This is a genomic window from Hydrogenophaga luteola (genome assembly GCF_042648585.1).
Classification (GTDB): domain Bacteria; phylum Pseudomonadota; class Gammaproteobacteria; order Burkholderiales; family Burkholderiaceae_C; genus Hydrogenophaga; species Hydrogenophaga luteola.
This window is the reverse complement of sequence record NZ_JBHRXX010000002.1, coordinates 1-15,048: the sequence shown is the minus strand read 5'-3', so window position 1 is coordinate 15,048 and position 15,048 is coordinate 1. Positions and strand designations below refer to the sequence as shown.

14 protein-coding genes are annotated in these 15,048 nt (G+C 66.7%); 2 read left to right on the top strand and 12 right to left on the bottom strand.

Translation table 11 applies throughout. The annotated features are described in order from the left end of the window. Positions 1 to 27: 27 nt before the first annotated feature. From gph to ACFOPI_RS03725, 6 genes are read right to left on the bottom strand one after another with little or no spacing between them, the layout of a single operon-like run. Positions 28 to 729 carry a phosphoglycolate phosphatase gene (gene gph, locus ACFOPI_RS03750; RefSeq protein ID WP_382170997.1) on the bottom strand — a complete coding sequence of 234 codons (702 nt, stop codon included), beginning with the start codon at positions 727 to 729 and terminating at the stop codon, positions 28 to 30. Beyond that, positions 729 to 2,765, bottom strand: a complete 2,037-nt coding sequence (gene tkt / locus ACFOPI_RS03745; protein WP_382173047.1) for a transketolase — start codon at positions 2,763 to 2,765, stop codon at positions 729 to 731. Before tkt ends, gph begins: the two co-directional genes overlap by 1 nt. 53 nt (positions 2,766 to 2,818) lie before the next feature. Continuing rightward, positions 2,819 to 3,703: a phosphoribulokinase gene (locus ACFOPI_RS03740; protein ID WP_382170994.1), complete on the bottom strand. Its 885-nt coding sequence runs from the start codon at positions 3,701 to 3,703 to the stop codon at positions 2,819 to 2,821. 34 nt (positions 3,704 to 3,737) lie between these two features. Further along, positions 3,738 to 4,832: a class 1 fructose-bisphosphatase gene (locus tag ACFOPI_RS03735; protein ID WP_382170991.1), complete on the bottom strand. Its 1,095-nt coding sequence runs from the start codon at positions 4,830 to 4,832 to the stop codon at positions 3,738 to 3,740. A 17-nt stretch (positions 4,833 to 4,849) separates the two neighbouring features. Then, positions 4,850 to 5,548 (bottom strand): ribulose-phosphate 3-epimerase, encoded by a 699-nt coding sequence (gene rpe, locus ACFOPI_RS03730; RefSeq protein WP_382170989.1) that lies wholly within the window; start codon positions 5,546 to 5,548, stop codon positions 4,850 to 4,852. 32 nt (positions 5,549 to 5,580) lie between these two features. After that, a complete protein-coding gene (locus ACFOPI_RS03725) occupies positions 5,581 to 6,288 on the bottom strand; it encodes an HAD-IA family hydrolase (RefSeq protein WP_382170985.1) in 708 nt (235 codons plus the stop codon). 110 nt (positions 6,289 to 6,398) lie between these two features. On the opposite strand from ACFOPI_RS03725, the gene ACFOPI_RS03720 reads away from it, so the two are divergent. Continuing rightward, positions 6,399 to 7,340: a LysR family transcriptional regulator gene (locus tag ACFOPI_RS03720; RefSeq protein ID WP_382170982.1), complete on the top strand. Its 942-nt coding sequence runs from the start codon at positions 6,399 to 6,401 to the stop codon at positions 7,338 to 7,340. 10 nt (positions 7,341 to 7,350) lie between these two features. Here ACFOPI_RS03720 and ACFOPI_RS03715 read toward each other — a convergent pair whose 3' ends face one another. Further along, the gene (locus tag ACFOPI_RS03715; protein WP_382170979.1) at positions 7,351 to 8,445 is read right to left on the bottom strand and encodes a patatin-like phospholipase family protein; all 1,095 of its coding nucleotides are present in this window, start codon (positions 8,443 to 8,445) and stop codon (positions 7,351 to 7,353) included. A 102-nt stretch (positions 8,446 to 8,547) separates the two neighbouring features. Between ACFOPI_RS03715 and ACFOPI_RS03710 the strand changes: the two genes are divergently transcribed. Beyond that, entirely contained in the window at positions 8,548 to 9,528 is a 981-nt protein-coding gene (locus ACFOPI_RS03710; RefSeq protein WP_382170976.1) for a Bug family tripartite tricarboxylate transporter substrate binding protein, read from the top strand. 24 nt (positions 9,529 to 9,552) lie between these two features. On the opposite strand, the gene ACFOPI_RS03705 is transcribed toward ACFOPI_RS03710, so the two are convergent. The 5 genes from ACFOPI_RS03705 to ACFOPI_RS03685 form a co-directional block, all read right to left on the bottom strand. Further along, positions 9,553 to 10,377: an HDOD domain-containing protein gene (locus tag ACFOPI_RS03705; RefSeq protein WP_382170973.1), complete on the bottom strand. Its 825-nt coding sequence runs from the start codon at positions 10,375 to 10,377 to the stop codon at positions 9,553 to 9,555. 83 nt (positions 10,378 to 10,460) lie between these two features. Further along, positions 10,461 to 11,288, bottom strand: coding sequence for an HDOD domain-containing protein (locus tag ACFOPI_RS03700; RefSeq protein WP_382170970.1), 828 nt, complete (start codon positions 11,286 to 11,288; stop codon positions 10,461 to 10,463). 105 nt (positions 11,289 to 11,393) lie between these two features. Then, positions 11,394 to 13,769 (bottom strand): Tex family protein, encoded by a 2,376-nt coding sequence (locus ACFOPI_RS03695; protein WP_382170967.1) that lies wholly within the window; start codon positions 13,767 to 13,769, stop codon positions 11,394 to 11,396. Between the two features lie 91 nt (positions 13,770 to 13,860). Continuing rightward, positions 13,861 to 14,082, bottom strand: coding sequence for a DUF6429 family protein (locus tag ACFOPI_RS03690; RefSeq protein WP_382170965.1), 222 nt, complete (start codon positions 14,080 to 14,082; stop codon positions 13,861 to 13,863). 115 nt (positions 14,083 to 14,197) lie between these two features. Beyond that, positions 14,198 to 14,950 carry a hypothetical protein gene (locus ACFOPI_RS03685; RefSeq protein ID WP_382170963.1) on the bottom strand — a complete coding sequence of 251 codons (753 nt, stop codon included), beginning with the start codon at positions 14,948 to 14,950 and terminating at the stop codon, positions 14,198 to 14,200. Positions 14,951 to 15,048: the final 98 nt, after the last annotated feature.

Sequence of the window (15,048 nt, the reverse complement as noted above, 5' to 3'; positions counted from 1 at the left end):
CTCCAGGGAAAGAAAAGAAAGAGGCGTTCAGACCGGCGCGGCATTCGCGCGCAGGCTGGTGGTCAACGCCGAAAGGTCGGGGATCACGCGGTCGGGGCCGCAGGCCTCGATCGGTTCGCCCATGTTGTAGCCATAGGGCAGTGCCCAGACAGCGATGCCGCCGTTGCGCGCGGTGGCCACGTCGATGGACGAATCGCCCACGAACAGGGCCCGCTCGCGCGCCACGCCGAAGCGCTGCAGACAGTCGTCGATGGCGGCCGGGTCCGGCTTCTTCACGGGCAGCGTGTCGCCGCTGATGACGCGATCAAACAGCGGCGTGAGGCCGTGCACCTCCAGCACGGTCTGCGTGTAGCGCCCTTCCTTGTTGGTCACCACCGCCAGCTTCACACCGGCCGCACGCAGCGCCTCCAGGCTCTCGCGCACCTTCGGATAAAGGTGACTGCGCGTGCCACAGCGCGCCTGGTAGTGCCGGCCGAACTGGGCCTCGATAGGGCCGAAGGCATCGGACGCACGCACCTCGGCCGGCGCGATGCCCAAGGCCTGCGCGAGGGCCTTGATCAACAGCTCGCGCGTGCCATGTCCAATCCAGTCGTCCACCTGCTGCTGCGGCACTGGCGCATGGCCCAGCGCGGTCAGGGTGTCGTTGACCGCGTCGGCGATCTCCGGGGCGGTCTCCACCAGGGTGCCGTCCAGGTCGAACAGCACCAGGTCAAAGGGACGGGCATCCATCAGTGGGTCCCCACCACGATGTGATCGGGCAGAGACTCCTCGCGGCGGTGCGAAGCGCGGTGCACCAGGGTGCGCACGGCGTCGGCCACGCGCTCGGCGGTGATGCCAAAGTGCACGTACAAGTCCTTGGCAGGCGCCGACTCGCCGAAGCTGGCGATGCCCACCACCATGCCGGTGCGGCCCACGTACTTGCGCCAGAAGTCGGGGTGCGCGGCCTCCACCGCGACCGTGGGCAGCGACAGCGGCAGCACCTTGTCCTGGTAGGCCTCGGGCTGGCGGTCGAACACGCTGGTGCTGGGCATGGACACCACGCGGGTGCGCACGCCGTCGGCGACCAGGGCCTTCTGGGCCGCCAGCGCGATCTCGATTTCGGAACCCGTGGCCACGATCACCGCTTGTGGGTGCTCCATCTCCGACAGGATGTAGCCGCCCTTGCGGATGTCGCCGGCGAGGATATGCGCCGTCGCGCGCGGCAGGTTCTGGCGCGAGAGGCACAACGCGCTCGGCCCGTCGCGGCGCTCGATGGCGCAGGCCCAGGCCACGGCGGTTTCCAGCCCGTCGGCCGGTCGCCACACGTCCAGGCCCGGGATGAGGCGCAGGCTGGGCACGTGCTCGACCGACTGGTGGGTCGGCCCGTCTTCACCCAGGCCAATGGAGTCGTGCGTGAACACATGCACCACGCGTTGCTTCATCAGCGCGGCCATGCGGATGGCGTTGCGGCTGTAGTCGCTGAAGGTGAGGAAGGTGCCGCCGTAGGGGATGTAGCCCCCGTGCAGGGCGATGCCGTTCATGATGGCGGCCATGCCGAATTCGCGCACGCCATAGCTCAGGTGGTTGCCCCAGATATCGCGGCCGGCCTTCACGCAGCCCTTGAAGTTGGTGAGGTTGGAGCCGGTCAGGTCGGCGCTGCCGCCAAAGAACTCGGGCAGCAGCGGCGCCAGTGCGTCCAGCGCGTTCTGGCTGGCCTTGCGGGTGGCCACTGGATCGGCCTTGGCGCTGATGGACTCGAACAGCGCGGGCAGGCGGGCCTCGAAGTCGGCTGGCAGGTCGCCCGCCATGCGGCGCTCGAACTCGGCCGCCTCGGTGGGGAAGTCGGTGCGGTAGGCCTCGAAGCGCTGGCGCCATGCGCGCTCGGTCTGCGCGCCGCGCTCGCGGGCGTCCCAGGCCGCGGCGATGTCGGTCGGGATCTCGAACGGAGCCGCCGTCCAGCCCAGCGCCTCGCGCGTGGCCTGCACCTCGGCCGCGCCGAGGGCCGCGCCGTGCACGTCGTGCGTGCCGGCCTTGTTGGGCGAGCCCATGCCGATCACGGTCTTGCAGCAGATCAGCGTGGGCTTGCCATCGGCGCGCGCGCCCTGCGCTTTCGCCGCCACCAGCGCGGCTTCGATGGCGGCCGGGTCGTGGCCGTCCACGTTCGGAATCACGTGCCAGCCGTAGGCCTCGAAGCGCTGGGGCGTGTCGTCGGTGAACCAGCCTTCGACGTGGCCGTCGATCGAGATGCCGTTGTCGTCGTAGAACGCCAGCAGCTTCGAGAGGCGGAGCGTGCCCGCCAGCGCACAGGCCTCGTGGCTGATGCCTTCCATCATGCAGCCGTCGCCCAGGAACACATGGGTGAAGTGGTCGACGATGGCGTGGCCCGGGCGGTTGAACTCCTGCGCCAGCAGCTTCTCGGCCAGCGCCATGCCCACCGCGTTGCTGATGCCCTGGCCCAGCGGGCCGGTCGTCGTTTCCACGCCGGGGGTGATGCCCACCTCGGGGTGGCCTGCGGTCTTGCTGTGCAGCTGGCGGAACGCCTTCAGTTCCTCCATCGGCAGGTCGTAGCCCGTGAGGTGCAGCAGCGCATAGATCAGCATCGATCCGTGGCCGTTGGACAGCACGAAGCGGTCGCGGTCGGGCCAGTGCGGGTTGGCTGGGTTGTGCTTGAGGTGCCGGTTCCACAGCACCTCGGCGATGTCGGCCATGCCCATGGGCGCGCCGGGGTGGCCGCTCTTGGCCTTCTCCACCGCGTCGACGGCGAGCATGCGGATGGCGTTGGCCATCTGGCGGGCGAGTTCGGGGGTCGGGTTGTTCATGGTGTGTCTCCTTGTTCCTTTCAACCCAGACCAAGAGCCCGTTTTTTCCGTTCCATCATCCGCCAGATGAAGGGCGTGAAGATGAGCTGCATCGCGATCTCCATCTTGCCGCCGGGCACGACGATGGTGTTGGCACGGCTCATCCAGGAGCCATTGATCATCGACAGCAGGTACTGGAAGTCGATGCCCTTGGGCTTGGCGAAGCGGATCACCACCATGCTCTCGTCGGCGCTCGGAATGTCGCGCGCGATGAAGGGGTTGCTGGTGTCCACCACCGGCACGCGCTGGAAGTTCACGTGCGTCAGGCCGAACTGCGGAACGATGTAGTTCACGTAGTCGGGCATGCGGCGCAGGATGGTGTCCACCACCGCCTCCTGGCTGTAGCCGCGCTGGGTCTTGTCGCGGATCAGCTTCTGCGTCCACTCCAGGTTGATCGAGGGCACCACGCCGATCAGCAGGTCGGGGTAGCGCGCGATGTCCACGGTGTCGGTCTTCACCGCGCCGTGCAGGCCCTCGTAGAACAGCAGGTCGGTATCGGCCGGGATCTCTTCCCAGGGCGTGAAGGTGCCCGGCTCCTGTTTATAGGGCGCGGCTTCTTCTGCGTTGTGCAGGTACTTGCGGCACTTGCCGGTGCCGTCGGTGGCGTACTGGCGGAACAGGCCTTCGATCTCCTCGAACAGGTTGCCCTCGGCACCGAAGTGGCTGAAGTGCTGGTTGCCCTTGGCCTCTTCGTCGGCCATGCGGACCTTCATGGCCTTGCGGTCGTAGCGGTGGAAGCTGTCGCCCTCGATGACGGCGGCCTGCAGCTCCTCCCGGCGGAAGATGTTCTGGAAGGTGCGCGTCACCGTGGAAGTGCCCGCGCCGCTGGAACCCGTGATCGCGATGATGGGGTGTCGTTCTGACATGGCTTGTCTCCGAGATGAAAAATGCGGTGCGGGCTCAGGCGCGGAAGAGGCTTCGCTCAGCGAACAGCGGGTTGTCGTCCTTGTAGGCGACCGGTTCGCGGTGGTAGCGCTCGATGCGCTCGACCTCGTTCTTGCTGCCGAATACCAGGCCGATGCGCTGGTGCAGCGCGGTGGGCTGGACGGTGAGCATGGGCTCGCGGCCGGTGCTGGCACGACCACCGGCCTGTTCCATGATCATGGCGATGGGGTTGGCCTCGTACAGCAGGCGCAGGCGGCCGGGCTTGCTGGTGTCCTTGGTGTCGCGCGGGTACATGAACACGCCACCGCGCATCAGGATGCGGTGGGCCTCGGCCACCATGGACGCGATCCAGCGCATGTTGAAGTCCTTGCCGCGGGGGCCGGTCTTGCCGGCCAGACACTCGTCCACATAGCGCTTCACGGGCGCCTCCCAGAAGCGGCTGTTGGACGCGTTGATGGCGAACTCCTGCGTGTCCTCGGGCACCTTGAGGTTGGGGTGGGTCAGCATGAACTGGCCCAGGTTCGGGTCCAGCGTGAATCCGGCCACGCCGTTGCCCACCGTGAGCACCAGCATGGTGGTGGGGCCGTAGAGCGCGTAGCCCGCGGCCAGCTGCTGGGTGCCCGGCTGCAGGAAGTCGGCCTCCACCACGTCGCGGCCGGAGTCGATCACGTCCTGCGGCGCGCGCAGGATGGAGAAGATAGAGCCCACGGTCACGTTCACGTCGATGTTGCTGGAGCCGTCGAGCGGGTCGAACACCATCAGGTATTTGCCGCGCTGCTGCGCCGCCGGAATCTGGTAGGGCTCGTCCATCTCTTCGGACGCCATGCCCGCGAGGTGGCCGCCCCACTCCGTCATCTCGGTGAAGTAGGCGTTGCTGATCACGTCCAGGCGCTTCTGCTCCTCGCCCTGCACGTTGACGCCGGTGGCGACATCCACCGCCGGGTTGCCGAGCACGGCGCCCAGTTCACCAAAGGCGACCGAACGCGCGATGGCCTTGCAGGCCAGCGCCACGTCCAGCAGCAGTGCATTGAAGTCGCCACTGGCGCTGGGGAAGCGGCGGCGTTGTTCGATCAGGTATTGCGTGAGCGTGAAGCGGCGGCGCGTGGTCATCGTGGTGCTTTCGGGTTTCAGGAATTCAGGGCTTTCGCGGCGTTCTGTTTGAGCTGCTTCATGACAGTGCGGTAGCCGCCGTCGTTGTCGGGCGCGCCGAACACGGCGCTGCCAGCCACCAGGGTGTCGGCCCCGGCCGCGACGATCTCGGCGATGTTGTCCACCTTCACGCCGCCGTCCACTTCAAGCCAGATGTCGCGACCGGTCTCCGCCTTCACCGCATCGATGCGACGGCGCGCGTCGCGCAGCTTGTCCAGCGTGGACGGGATGAACTTCTGGCCGCCGAAGCCGGGGTTCACGCTCATCAGCAGCACCAGGTCCAGCTTGTCCATGACGTGGTCCATCAGCGCCAGCGGCGTGGCCGGGTTGAACACCAGGCCGGCCTTGCAGCCGTGGTCGCGGATCAGCTGCAGCGTGCGGTCCACGTGGCGGCTGGCCTCGGGGTGGAAGCTGATCAGGTTGGCGCCCGCCTTGGCGAACAGCGGGATCAGCGCATCCACCGGCTCGACCATCAGGTGCACGTCGATGCCGATGGTCACGTGCGGACGGATCGCCTCGCAGACCAGTGGCCCGATGGTGAGGTTGGGCACGTAGTGGTTGTCCATCACGTCGAAGTGCACCAGGTCGGCGCCGGCGGCTTCGATGGTGCGCACCTCCTCGCCCAGGCGGGCGAAGTCGGCCGAGAGGATGGAGGGGGCGATGCGGATGGCGGACATGGTGGGCGGTTGGTCGGTGGCAAGAAGCAAAGTCACTGGGCATGCCACTCGCGCAGCCGCGGCACGCTGACCTGGGTCAGATCGGCCACGGTGCGCAGCGCGCCCTTGAAGTCGTGGTGGGCGGTGAATCGGTTGGGCGTGATCACCGTCTTCAGGCCCGCGGCCGCAGCGGCGCGCAAGCCGTTGGACGAGTCCTCGAAGGCCACGCAGTCGGCGGCTCGGAAGCCCAGGTCGGCCAGCACCTTCATGTAGACCTGCGGGTGCGGCTTCTTGATGGGCGCGTTGCTGGCATCGCCGACGGCCAGGAAGTGCCCGCGCCAATCGGGGCCGATGGCGGTGCGCAGCAAGGCCGCGATGTTCACCGGCGAGGTGGTGGTGGCAATGGCCAGCTGCAGACCCTGGGCGCGCGCCTCGCTCATCAGCGCCAGCACACCGGGCCGCAGGTTCACGGCCCCCTGGTTCACCGCGTTCTCGTAGTACGCGGTCTTGGTCTCGTGCAGCCGGGCCACCAGGTCCTTCACCGCACCCGCCACCACCTCCTTGTGGTCGGGGTTCACGCTGTGCCAGTAGTGCATCAGCCGTTCGCGCCCGCCGGAGATGTCCAGCAGGCGGATGTACTCGTCCACCCCCCAGCGCCAGTCCAGCCCTTCCTGGCGGAAGGCGTGGTTGAACGCCTCCAGGTGCAGGCCTTCGGTGTCGGCCAGCGTGCCGTCAACGTCAAAGATCAGGGCCTTGAGCATGTCCGTTCACCTTTTCATGCAATGGGATACGAGGAGGTGAAGGGACTGTAGGGCGCACATCAAATAAGGTAAATTCACATATCGTTGACTTTCACTTAAGTGATCACTTAATGAAGAACGCCACCTTCCGGCAGCTGCGGGTGTTCAACGAGGTGGCCCGCCACCTCAGCTTCGCGCGCGCGGCCGAGGCCCTGCACCTCACGCCGCCCGCCGTCACCATGCAGATCAAGGAGCTGGAGGGCCACGTCGGCCTGCCGCTGTTCGAGCGCTCGGGACGCCAGGTGGCGCTGACCACGGCCGGCGAGTACATGCTGGTCTACGCACGCAAGGTGCTGGCCACGCTCAAGGACGCCGAGGACACGGCCGCGCGCCTCAAGCAGGTGGAGGCCGGGCAGCTGACCATCGGCATGGTCAGCACCGCCAAATACTTCCTGCCGCCGCTGCTGGGCCAGTTCCAGCACGAGCACCCGGGCGTGGAAATCCGGCTGGAGGTGGGCAACCGCGAGCAGCTGGTGAAGATGCTGCAGGGCAACGAGGTGGACATCGCCATCATGGGCCGCCCGCCCCGCGAACTGGCCACCCGCGTCGAGCCCTTCGCGGCCCACCCGCACGTCTTCGTGGCGCCGGTGGACCACCCGCTGCTCAAGATCGGCCACCCCACGGTGGAGAGCCTGCAGCCCTACGGCTTCATCCTGCGCGAGCGGGGTTCGGGCACGCGGGCGGCGATGGAGAAGTTCCTGGAGAAGTCGCGCATGGAACCGCGCGTGGTGATGGAGATGGGCAGCAACGAGACCATCAAGCAGGCGGTGATGGCCGGCATGGGCATCAGCTTCCTCTCGCTGCACACCCTCGGGCTCGAACTCGAACACGGCCTGATCGCCATCCTCGACGTCGAGGGCACGCCCATCGTGCGCGCCTGGAACGTGGTGCACACGCTCTCCAAACTGCTCTCACCCTCGGCCGAGGCCTTCCGCTACTTCATGCTCGAACACGCCGAGAAGCACCTGGCCGACAAGTACGGCCGCCACCTTCGGCTGCTGCCGGCGGGCTGAGCGCGGCGCTTCAGAGCGCTTCGATACGCGAGAGGTCGGGCCGCTCCAGCCACCGTGCGAACTCGTCGGCCAGCCGTTCGGCCGCCGCCGTCGCACCGTTCCACACCTTCATGCGGCCCGCCAGATCCTGGCCGTAGCGCGTGAAGTCGTTGCGGTCGGGCAGCTTGCCCTCGGGCAGGGTGCGTACCCAGTCGGGGTCCGGCGCGATCACCAGCATGCGGTCCAGCGCGTGGCTGGACACATGGCGGCGCTTCCAGGCCTTGTCCAGCCAGCCCGGCACCACCGCCTTCTGGAAGTGCGGGTAGAGCACGATGGGCGACGCATCGGGCGTGCGGTAGTGCAGGTGCAGGTGGTAGTCGGTGATGCCGCCGTCCCAGTAGGCACCGGCTGGCGCGCCCGGAATGTGCTGCACCGGCCGCAGCACGAACGGAATGGAGCAGCTGGCCTGCAGCGCGGGCATGAAGTTCTCGGCGCTGAGGGCGATCTGCCGGGTGCGGAAGTCGTGGGTGGCAAACGGCAGCTCGACCGCGTGGCCCGATGGCGCCGAGGAGAACACCACCCGCTCCAGCCAGGCGCCCAGCGCCTTGCGGCCCACCGCGTTGCTGACGAAGGCGCCCAGGTAGCCCAGCGGCGTGCGCAGGGCGCCGTCGCGCGCGAGCACATGACGCCCGCGCGAAGCCACGATGTGCAGGCGGTAGCGCGGGTGCGCCAGCACCTCGTTCACACGGCCGCCATAGAAGCGCTGTAAGTTGTTCGCGAACTGCCCGCTGATCTGGTCGGGCGTGGCGCGCTTCTTTCCAGGCGGCAGCTCGAAGTGCTGGGCGATGTAGACGCGCTGCAACGCCAGCAGCGCCGCCGCGGGGTCGTCCAGGCAGGCGGTGGCCATGCGCCACGCGCCGATGGACGCGCCCACCAGGTCGACAGGCTGCGCGCTGCGCGGCAGCCACTGGCCGAAAATGAAGCGGTCCAGCGGACCGAGGATCAGCCCCTTGGGGCCGCCCGCCGCGGCGGGAATGGCGCCGATGCCCTGCGGGCGCAGGCCCTGCTCACGCAGGTGGCGCAATGCCGCGGGCCCGGCGTAGAAGCGCAATGAGGGTGTGGACACAGGTTTGGGCGGCACCGGGTTAACCCGGACGCCGTTGACAGCAGAGTGACAGACGAGGGAACTGAAATGCCGATTGGAACCGAAACCCGAGGAGACACGCGCATGCATCGACGACAGCTCTTGCTTGCCGGGGCGGCCAGCGCCGCCGCTTTCCACCCGGTGCTGCGCGCGCAGGCACCCGCGGGCGCGGCACCCAAGCCGCTGGCGTCCATGCGCATCTACATCCCTGGTGGCGAGGGCGGCGGCTGGGACCAGACCGGCCGCGCACTCGGCGCCTCCATTCAGGCCGCCGGCCTGGCCGGCAAGATCAGCTACGAGAACAAGGGCGGCAAGGGCGGCACCATCGGCCTGGCCGACTTCGTGGCCCGCTACAACAGCGACCCCGGCGCCCTGCTGGTCGGTGGCATGGTCATGCTGGGCGCGATCGCGGTCGGCCGCCCCGAGGTGACGCTGGCCCAGGTCAGCCCGGTGGCCCGGCTCACCAACGACTACATGGTGCTGGTGGCCAAGACTGGTGCGCAGCCCGCCACCATGGCCGCGATGGTGGAGGCGATGCGCAAGGACCTCGGCAAGGTGGCCTTCACCGGCGGTTCGGCCGGCGGTGTCGACCACATGCTCGCGGGCATGATCGCGCGCCAGCTGCGGCTGGACGTGACCAAGCTGAAGTACCTGCCCACCGCCAGCGGCCGCGAGGCGGTGGCGCTGCTGGACAAGGGCGAGGCCCAGGTGGCGATCTCCAGCTACAGCGAGTTCCAGGCCGACATTGAGAGCAAGGCGCTCACGCCACTGGCGATTTCCTCGCGCCGCACACTCTACGGCGTGCCTTCGCTCACCGAACAGGGCGTCAACACCGAACTGGGCAACTGGCGCGCGGTGTTCGGTCCCGGTCAGGTGTCCGAGGCCGACCGCGAGAACCTGCGGCGCATCGTGGTCACGGCCACGCAGCACCCGTCGTGGATCCAGTCGCTTCAGGAGAAGAAGTGGCTCGGCGCGCTGCAGCACGGCAAGGACTTTGCCGACCAGCTCACCATCGAACAGGCCATCGCCAGTGCGGTGACCATGATGCTGCGCCTCAAGAGCTGAGGCACTGAGGCAGTGCGCGCGGCCTCAGTCGCCGTGCGCGACAGCTTCCTCGCGTGTCAGCGAGGGAATCTCCTCGCCGATCACGATGTCCGGGTCGATGCCCAGCACCAGCCCCACCGGGTCGGGGTAGGTGTTGATCAGCGCCTCGCTGCCCAGCGACAGCTCGGCCGCCCGCGCGCGCCACGACGCGATGTGGATCACGCCCGCAATGGGCTCGTAGACATCGTTGTCGAACGGCGCCACCTGGTGCTCGATGGAGTCGATCATCTTCTTGGGAAACTTCCACTCGCGCGCCAGCGCGGCGCCCACCTCGGCGTAGCTGTAGCCGAACAGGCCGCGCTCGGCGCGCGCCCGCTTGAGGTCGAGCATGGGAATGCTGCGGTCCAGGTCGATCATGGCCTCGGGCATGCCGGCGTGCATCACCAGCTCGCCGATGCAGTGGATCAGGCCCGCGGTGAACGCGGTGCTCTCGTCCATGCGCAGCGGCAGCGCGATGTAGCGCGAGAGGTTGGCGCTGTTGAGGCTGTAGCGCCAGAACTGGTTGAGGTTCATGCCGCCGACAGCGTGAAAGCCATCGCCCAGGGCCGCGCCGATCACCAGCGCGCGCACCTTGATGAGGCCCATCACATTGATGGCGTCGCGCGCCGTGGTCACCGAGCGGTGCAGGCCGAAGAACGCCGAGTTCGCCATCTTCAGCAGCTTGGCGGTGAGCACCGGGTCGTCCTCGATCAGGGCCGCCGCCTTGAGCAGGTCCACATCATCCTGCTCGAAGGTTTCCATCAGCTTGCGGACCACCTTGGGAGCAGAAGGCAGTGCGTTGGGCTGCTTGAGGAGTTTTTCGAGCTGCATGGCAGACATCCTTTTTTTGAAAAAACCGCCGTTGGTTTTCTACGATTTCGGCGGCACCAGCCTGGACTTGAGTCAGCGGTCAGTCACGAAATGAAAGCGCCCAGCGCCTGTGAGAAAGACCACTCGGACGGGTCCTTGCCCAGCACGCTGTCCAGGTCCAGGCCCAGGGTCAGGCCGACCATGTCGGGGAAAGTGGCGGCCAGGCCGTTGTCGTCCAGCTGCAGTTCCTGGGCACGCGCGCGCCAGGACGCCAGGTGGATCAACCCGGCCAGCGGGTCGTAGGACTCGCCCTCGAACGGGGTGAACTGGTTGGACAGGGCAGACACCATCTCTTCCGGAAACTGCCACTTCTCGGCCATGCCAGCGCCCACTTCGGCATAGGTGTAGCCCAGCATCGCGCGTTCGGCCGCGGCGCGGTTCAGGTCCAGCGGCGGGGTGCTGAAGTCCAGGGGTTGCATGCGGTCGGGCATGGCGATGTGCATCACCAGGATGCCGATGGCGTGGATCAGGCCCGCCGTGAAGGCGTTGCCCTGGTTCTGGTGCAGCAGGCCAGCCAGCGACTTGGCGATGTCCGCCGCCTGCAGGCTGTAGCGCCAGAACTGTGTGAGGTCGATGCCGGGCACGCTCTTGAAGCTGCCGCCCAGCGCCGCGGCCATGACCAGCGAGCGCACATGCGTCATGCCCAGCAGGGACACCGCCTCGTCGGCACTGCCGATCTTGCGGCTGACCCGGAAAAACGCCGAATTGGACAGGCGCAGCACGCGGGTGGTGAGCGCCGGGTCGCGGCTGATCAGCTCCCCCACCCGCTTGGGACTCGGGTCCTCCTTGTTCATCTCGGCCAGCAGGTCCGAGACGGCGCGCGGCATCGCCGGCAGAGCGCGGGGGTAGTTGAGCAGGGCTTCGAGTTCCATGGTCTGAAGTCCAAGGTGTAGTGGATCGGTCTGAGTCTGTATCGACCAACCCGCCCCCGACTTGAGGCCCGCGCGCCCTCCCCGGCGCCTGGTTTCAGCGGTGCATCAGCGCTTGCTCAGGCCCTGCAACTTGGCAAAGGCCGAGGCCATGGCGCCGGCCGCTTCGGGCTGGCGCTGGCCGCCCTGTCCGCCCGAATAACCACCGCCGCGCGGGCCACCGCGCGCCGGCTCGTAGCGGTTGTCGCGCGGGCCGTCCTTGCGGGCCGGCGCGGCGTCCAGCTTCATGGTCAGGCTGATGCGCTTGCGCGCCACGTCCACCTCCAGCACCTTCACCTTGACGATGTCGCCGGTCTTGACCACTTCGCGCGCGTCGTTGACGAACTTGTGGCTCAGCTGGCTGACGTGGATCAGCCCGTCCTGGTGCACACCCAAGTCGACAAAAGCGCCGAATTGCGCGACGTTGGACACCGTTCCCTCCAGAACCATGCCTTCCTTGAGGTCGGCAATGTCGTCCACGCCCTCGTTGAAGCGCGCCACCTGGAAGTCCGGGCGCGGGTCGCGGCCCGGCTTTTCCAGCTCGCCCAGGATGTCCTTGACCGTGATCACGCCGAACTTCTCGTTCGCGAACAGCTCGGGCCGCAGGGTCTTGAGCATGTCGGCGCGGCCCATCAGGTTCGCCACCGGCTGGCCGGTCTTGGCGATGATCTGCTCCACCACCGGATAGGTTTCCGGGTGCACGCCGGTCATGTCCAGCGGGTTGTCGCCATCGCGGATGCGCAAAAAGCCCGCCGCCAGTTCAAAGGTCTTGGCGCCCAGGCCGGTCACGTCCAGCAACTGCTGGCGGTTCCTGAAGGCGCCGTTGGCTTCGCGCCAGCGCACCACCGCCTTGGCCACCGAGCCCGACAGGCCCGACACGCGGGTGAGCAGCGGCACGCTGGCCGTGTTCAGGTCCACGCCCACGCCGTTCACGCAGTCTTCCACCACCGCGTCCAGCGTGCGCGCCAGCTCGCTCTGGTTCACGTCGTGCTGGTACTGGCCCACGCCGATGGATTTGGGGTCGATCTTCACCAGCTCGGCCAGCGGGTCCTGCAGGCGGCGGGCAATCGAGGCCGCGCCGCGCAGACTCACGTCCACGTCCGGCATTTCCAGCGCCGCAAACTCGCTGGCGGAATAGACCGAGGCGCCCGCCTCGCTCACCACCACCTTCTGCACGCCCTCGATGCCCGCCTTGGCCAGCATCTTGATCAGATCGCCGGCCAGCTTGTCGGTTTCGCGGCTGGCCGTGCCGTTGCCAATGGCGATCAGCTGCACGCCGTGCTGGCGGCACAGCAGCGCCAGCGTGTGCAGCGCGCCGTCCCAGTCGCGGCGCGGCTCGTGCGGGTACACCGTGTTCGTCGCCACCAGCTTGCCGGTCGCGTCCACCACCGCCACCTTCACCCCGGTGCGGATGCCCGGGTCCAGGCCCATCACCGCCTTCTGGCCGGCGGGTGCGGCCAGCAGCAGGTCGCGCAGGTTGTCGGCAAACACCTTGATCGCCACCGCCTCGGCGCTCTCGCGCAGGCGGGTGAACAGGTCGCGCTCGGTGCTCAGGCTCAGCTTCACGCGCCAGGTCCAGGCCACGCACTTGCGGATCAGGTCGTCCGCCTTGCGCGCCTGGTGGCTCCAGCCCAGGTGCAGCGCAATCTTGCCCTCGGCCAGCGACGGTTTGCCCGGCTCCGGCTCCACCGGCTGCACCAGCTTCACGTCCAGAATCTCCAGCGCCCGGCCGCGGAACACGGCCAGCGCGCGGTGCGAGGGCACGCGGCCGATCGGCTCGTCGTATTCAAAGTAGTCGCGGAACTTGGCGACGTCCGGGTTGTTCTCGTCCTTGGTCGCCACGCGCGTGCTCTTGAGCAGGCCCTCGGTCCACAGCCATTCGCGCAGGCTTTGCACCAGCGCCGGGTCTTCGGCCCAGCGCTCGCTCAGGATGTCGCGCACCCCGTCCAGCACCGCCTGCGGCGTGGAGAAGTCCGCGCCCGGCTTGCCGTCGTCCAGCACCTCGGGCGGCTTGGTGAAGGCCGCGGCTTCGGCCAGCGGGTCCAGCGTCGGGTCGGCAAACAGCTTGTCGGCCAGCGGCTCGATGCCGAACTCGCGGGCGATCTGCCCCTTGGTGCGGCGCTTGAGCTTGAACGGCAGGTAGATGTCTTCCAGCTCCTGCTTGGTCGGCGCCTGGGCAATCGCCACGCGCAGCGCGTCGGTCAGCTTGCCCTGCTCGTCAATCGCCTTCAGCACGGTCGCGCGGCGGTCTTCCAGCTCGCGCAGGTAACCCAGGCGGTACTCCAGCTCGCGCAACTGCGTGTCGTCCAGCCCACCCGTCACTTCCTTGCGGTAGCGGGCGATGAAGGGCACCGTCGCCCCCCCGTCCAGCAACTCCACCGCGGCCAGCACCTGCCGCGGTTCAACCCGGATCTCCTGCGCGATCTGCGCGATGATTTTCTGCATGTCCCAAGGGGCGCCAGCGGCCCGGTTTCAAACGAAGCGGGCGAGTTTGCCACAGGGGGTCGGAGGCAGCCCGGGGCTGCCAGGAAGGGGCTCAGGTGCCGAACAGTCGGTCGGCCAGGACCTTGGCGCGGGCTAGGCCTTCAGACGTCAAACGGACCGACTCGGACTTGCCCCTCGGGTCCGAAATCAGGCCTTGATCGGCCAATGACTGCATCACGTCGAAATCGAACCGCTTCCAAGCCCGGCCGTTCTCGAATTCAAAAGCACCCAGCAACGCCAATACCGCTTCCTCAATTTTCTTGGGATCGTGCATAGCGATACAAGGTTGAATTTTTGATTACCGTTTGACGTGAGGGGCCGAGGTAGCGGCGAAGCCGCGAAGGGAACCCACAAGCGCAGCTTGTGGGCGGTCCCACTCGACGGAATGTTTAGGCCGTTGCAAGATCAACCTTTGACATAGGAATTGCACTCTCCATAACGATTTTTAGCGCGAGATCAGGAGCTATAACACCTTTGCTCATATCCAAAATCTCTTGCACTGCCAGCCCAAGCAGTATTGGCCATTCGGATGGTTTTTGGCAGAACTGTTTTATGGTTGGGAGAAGCTTTGGCCAAAGTGCTTTGACATAATTCGTTGGTGTATCTCCTGGTTGATGCCCCTCCGGAATTCGAGGAATACCAAATTCGGCGCCACCCACTGTTTTTGAGACGTAGCCAAATATCTCTGAGATATCGGGAAGCGACGAGCAACCGTTGTGCTGCGCTGCACCAGCAGCGAGGCCCCAAACGGAGTACTGCGACTCGGCCAGTACTTGGTTTAGTGGATCGCCAAAGAAGTACTTCTTTCCGTCTGCCGTATCAATAACAGTGAAGGCCGCTGTTTCTGGCATTCCCTTCTCAAGGGCTTGGGCACGCAAATTGGCTTGGCAGGAGTAGCCTGCCAAGGCACCCAGAGCGCATAGGAGTGATTCAACGTGAACGCCTTTCTCATTTTTCATCGCGTTGATTAGGCGTTGATTGATTTCCTTGGAGCCCAGTTTTGCACCAATAAGTGGATCGGTTTTGCGCTTTTCTTCAATCGCTCTCATCAATGCCGCAGCTGCTGGGTCTTGCTGCTGTGCGTGTGTGGAGGCTGGTTGTGGCTTTGAGCCCGTGAGCTTCGAGAAGATTGATTTGAACACGACATTGAATCCTATGAATGACGATAAAGGTAAGGCCTAACGAATGAAAGGGACTTCCCCGTCCCGGGTGATCCGCGCATTTGCGGGGTACGGCATCA

What these genes read in the sequence shown, in the direction of transcription:
- gph (WP_382170997.1), bottom strand. Translation starts at nt 729, where the DNA reads ATGGATGCCCGTCCCTTTGACCTGGTGCTGTTCGACCTGGACGGCACC.
- tkt (WP_382173047.1), bottom strand. Translation starts at nt 2,765, where the DNA reads ATGGCCAACGCCATCCGCATGCTCGCCGTCGACGCGGTGGAGAAGGCC.
- ACFOPI_RS03740 (WP_382170994.1), bottom strand. Translation starts at nt 3,703, where the DNA reads ATGTCAGAACGACACCCCATCATCGCGATCACGGGTTCCAGCGGCGCG.
- ACFOPI_RS03735 (WP_382170991.1), bottom strand. Translation starts at nt 4,832, where the DNA reads ATGACCACGCGCCGCCGCTTCACGCTCACGCAATACCTGATCGAACAA.
- rpe (WP_382170989.1), bottom strand. Translation starts at nt 5,548, where the DNA reads ATGTCCGCCATCCGCATCGCCCCCTCCATCCTCTCGGCCGACTTCGCC.
- ACFOPI_RS03725 (WP_382170985.1), bottom strand. Translation starts at nt 6,288, where the DNA reads ATGCTCAAGGCCCTGATCTTTGACGTTGACGGCACGCTGGCCGACACC.
- ACFOPI_RS03720 (WP_382170982.1), top strand. Translation starts at nt 6,399, where the DNA reads ATGAAGAACGCCACCTTCCGGCAGCTGCGGGTGTTCAACGAGGTGGCC.
- ACFOPI_RS03710 (WP_382170976.1), top strand. Translation starts at nt 8,548, where the DNA reads ATGCATCGACGACAGCTCTTGCTTGCCGGGGCGGCCAGCGCCGCCGCT.
- ACFOPI_RS03705 (WP_382170973.1), bottom strand. Translation starts at nt 10,377, where the DNA reads ATGCAGCTCGAAAAACTCCTCAAGCAGCCCAACGCACTGCCTTCTGCT.
- ACFOPI_RS03700 (WP_382170970.1), bottom strand. Translation starts at nt 11,288, where the DNA reads ATGGAACTCGAAGCCCTGCTCAACTACCCCCGCGCTCTGCCGGCGATG.
- ACFOPI_RS03695 (WP_382170967.1), bottom strand. Translation starts at nt 13,769, where the DNA reads ATGCAGAAAATCATCGCGCAGATCGCGCAGGAGATCCGGGTTGAACCG.
- ACFOPI_RS03690 (WP_382170965.1), bottom strand. Translation starts at nt 14,082, where the DNA reads ATGCACGATCCCAAGAAAATTGAGGAAGCGGTATTGGCGTTGCTGGGT.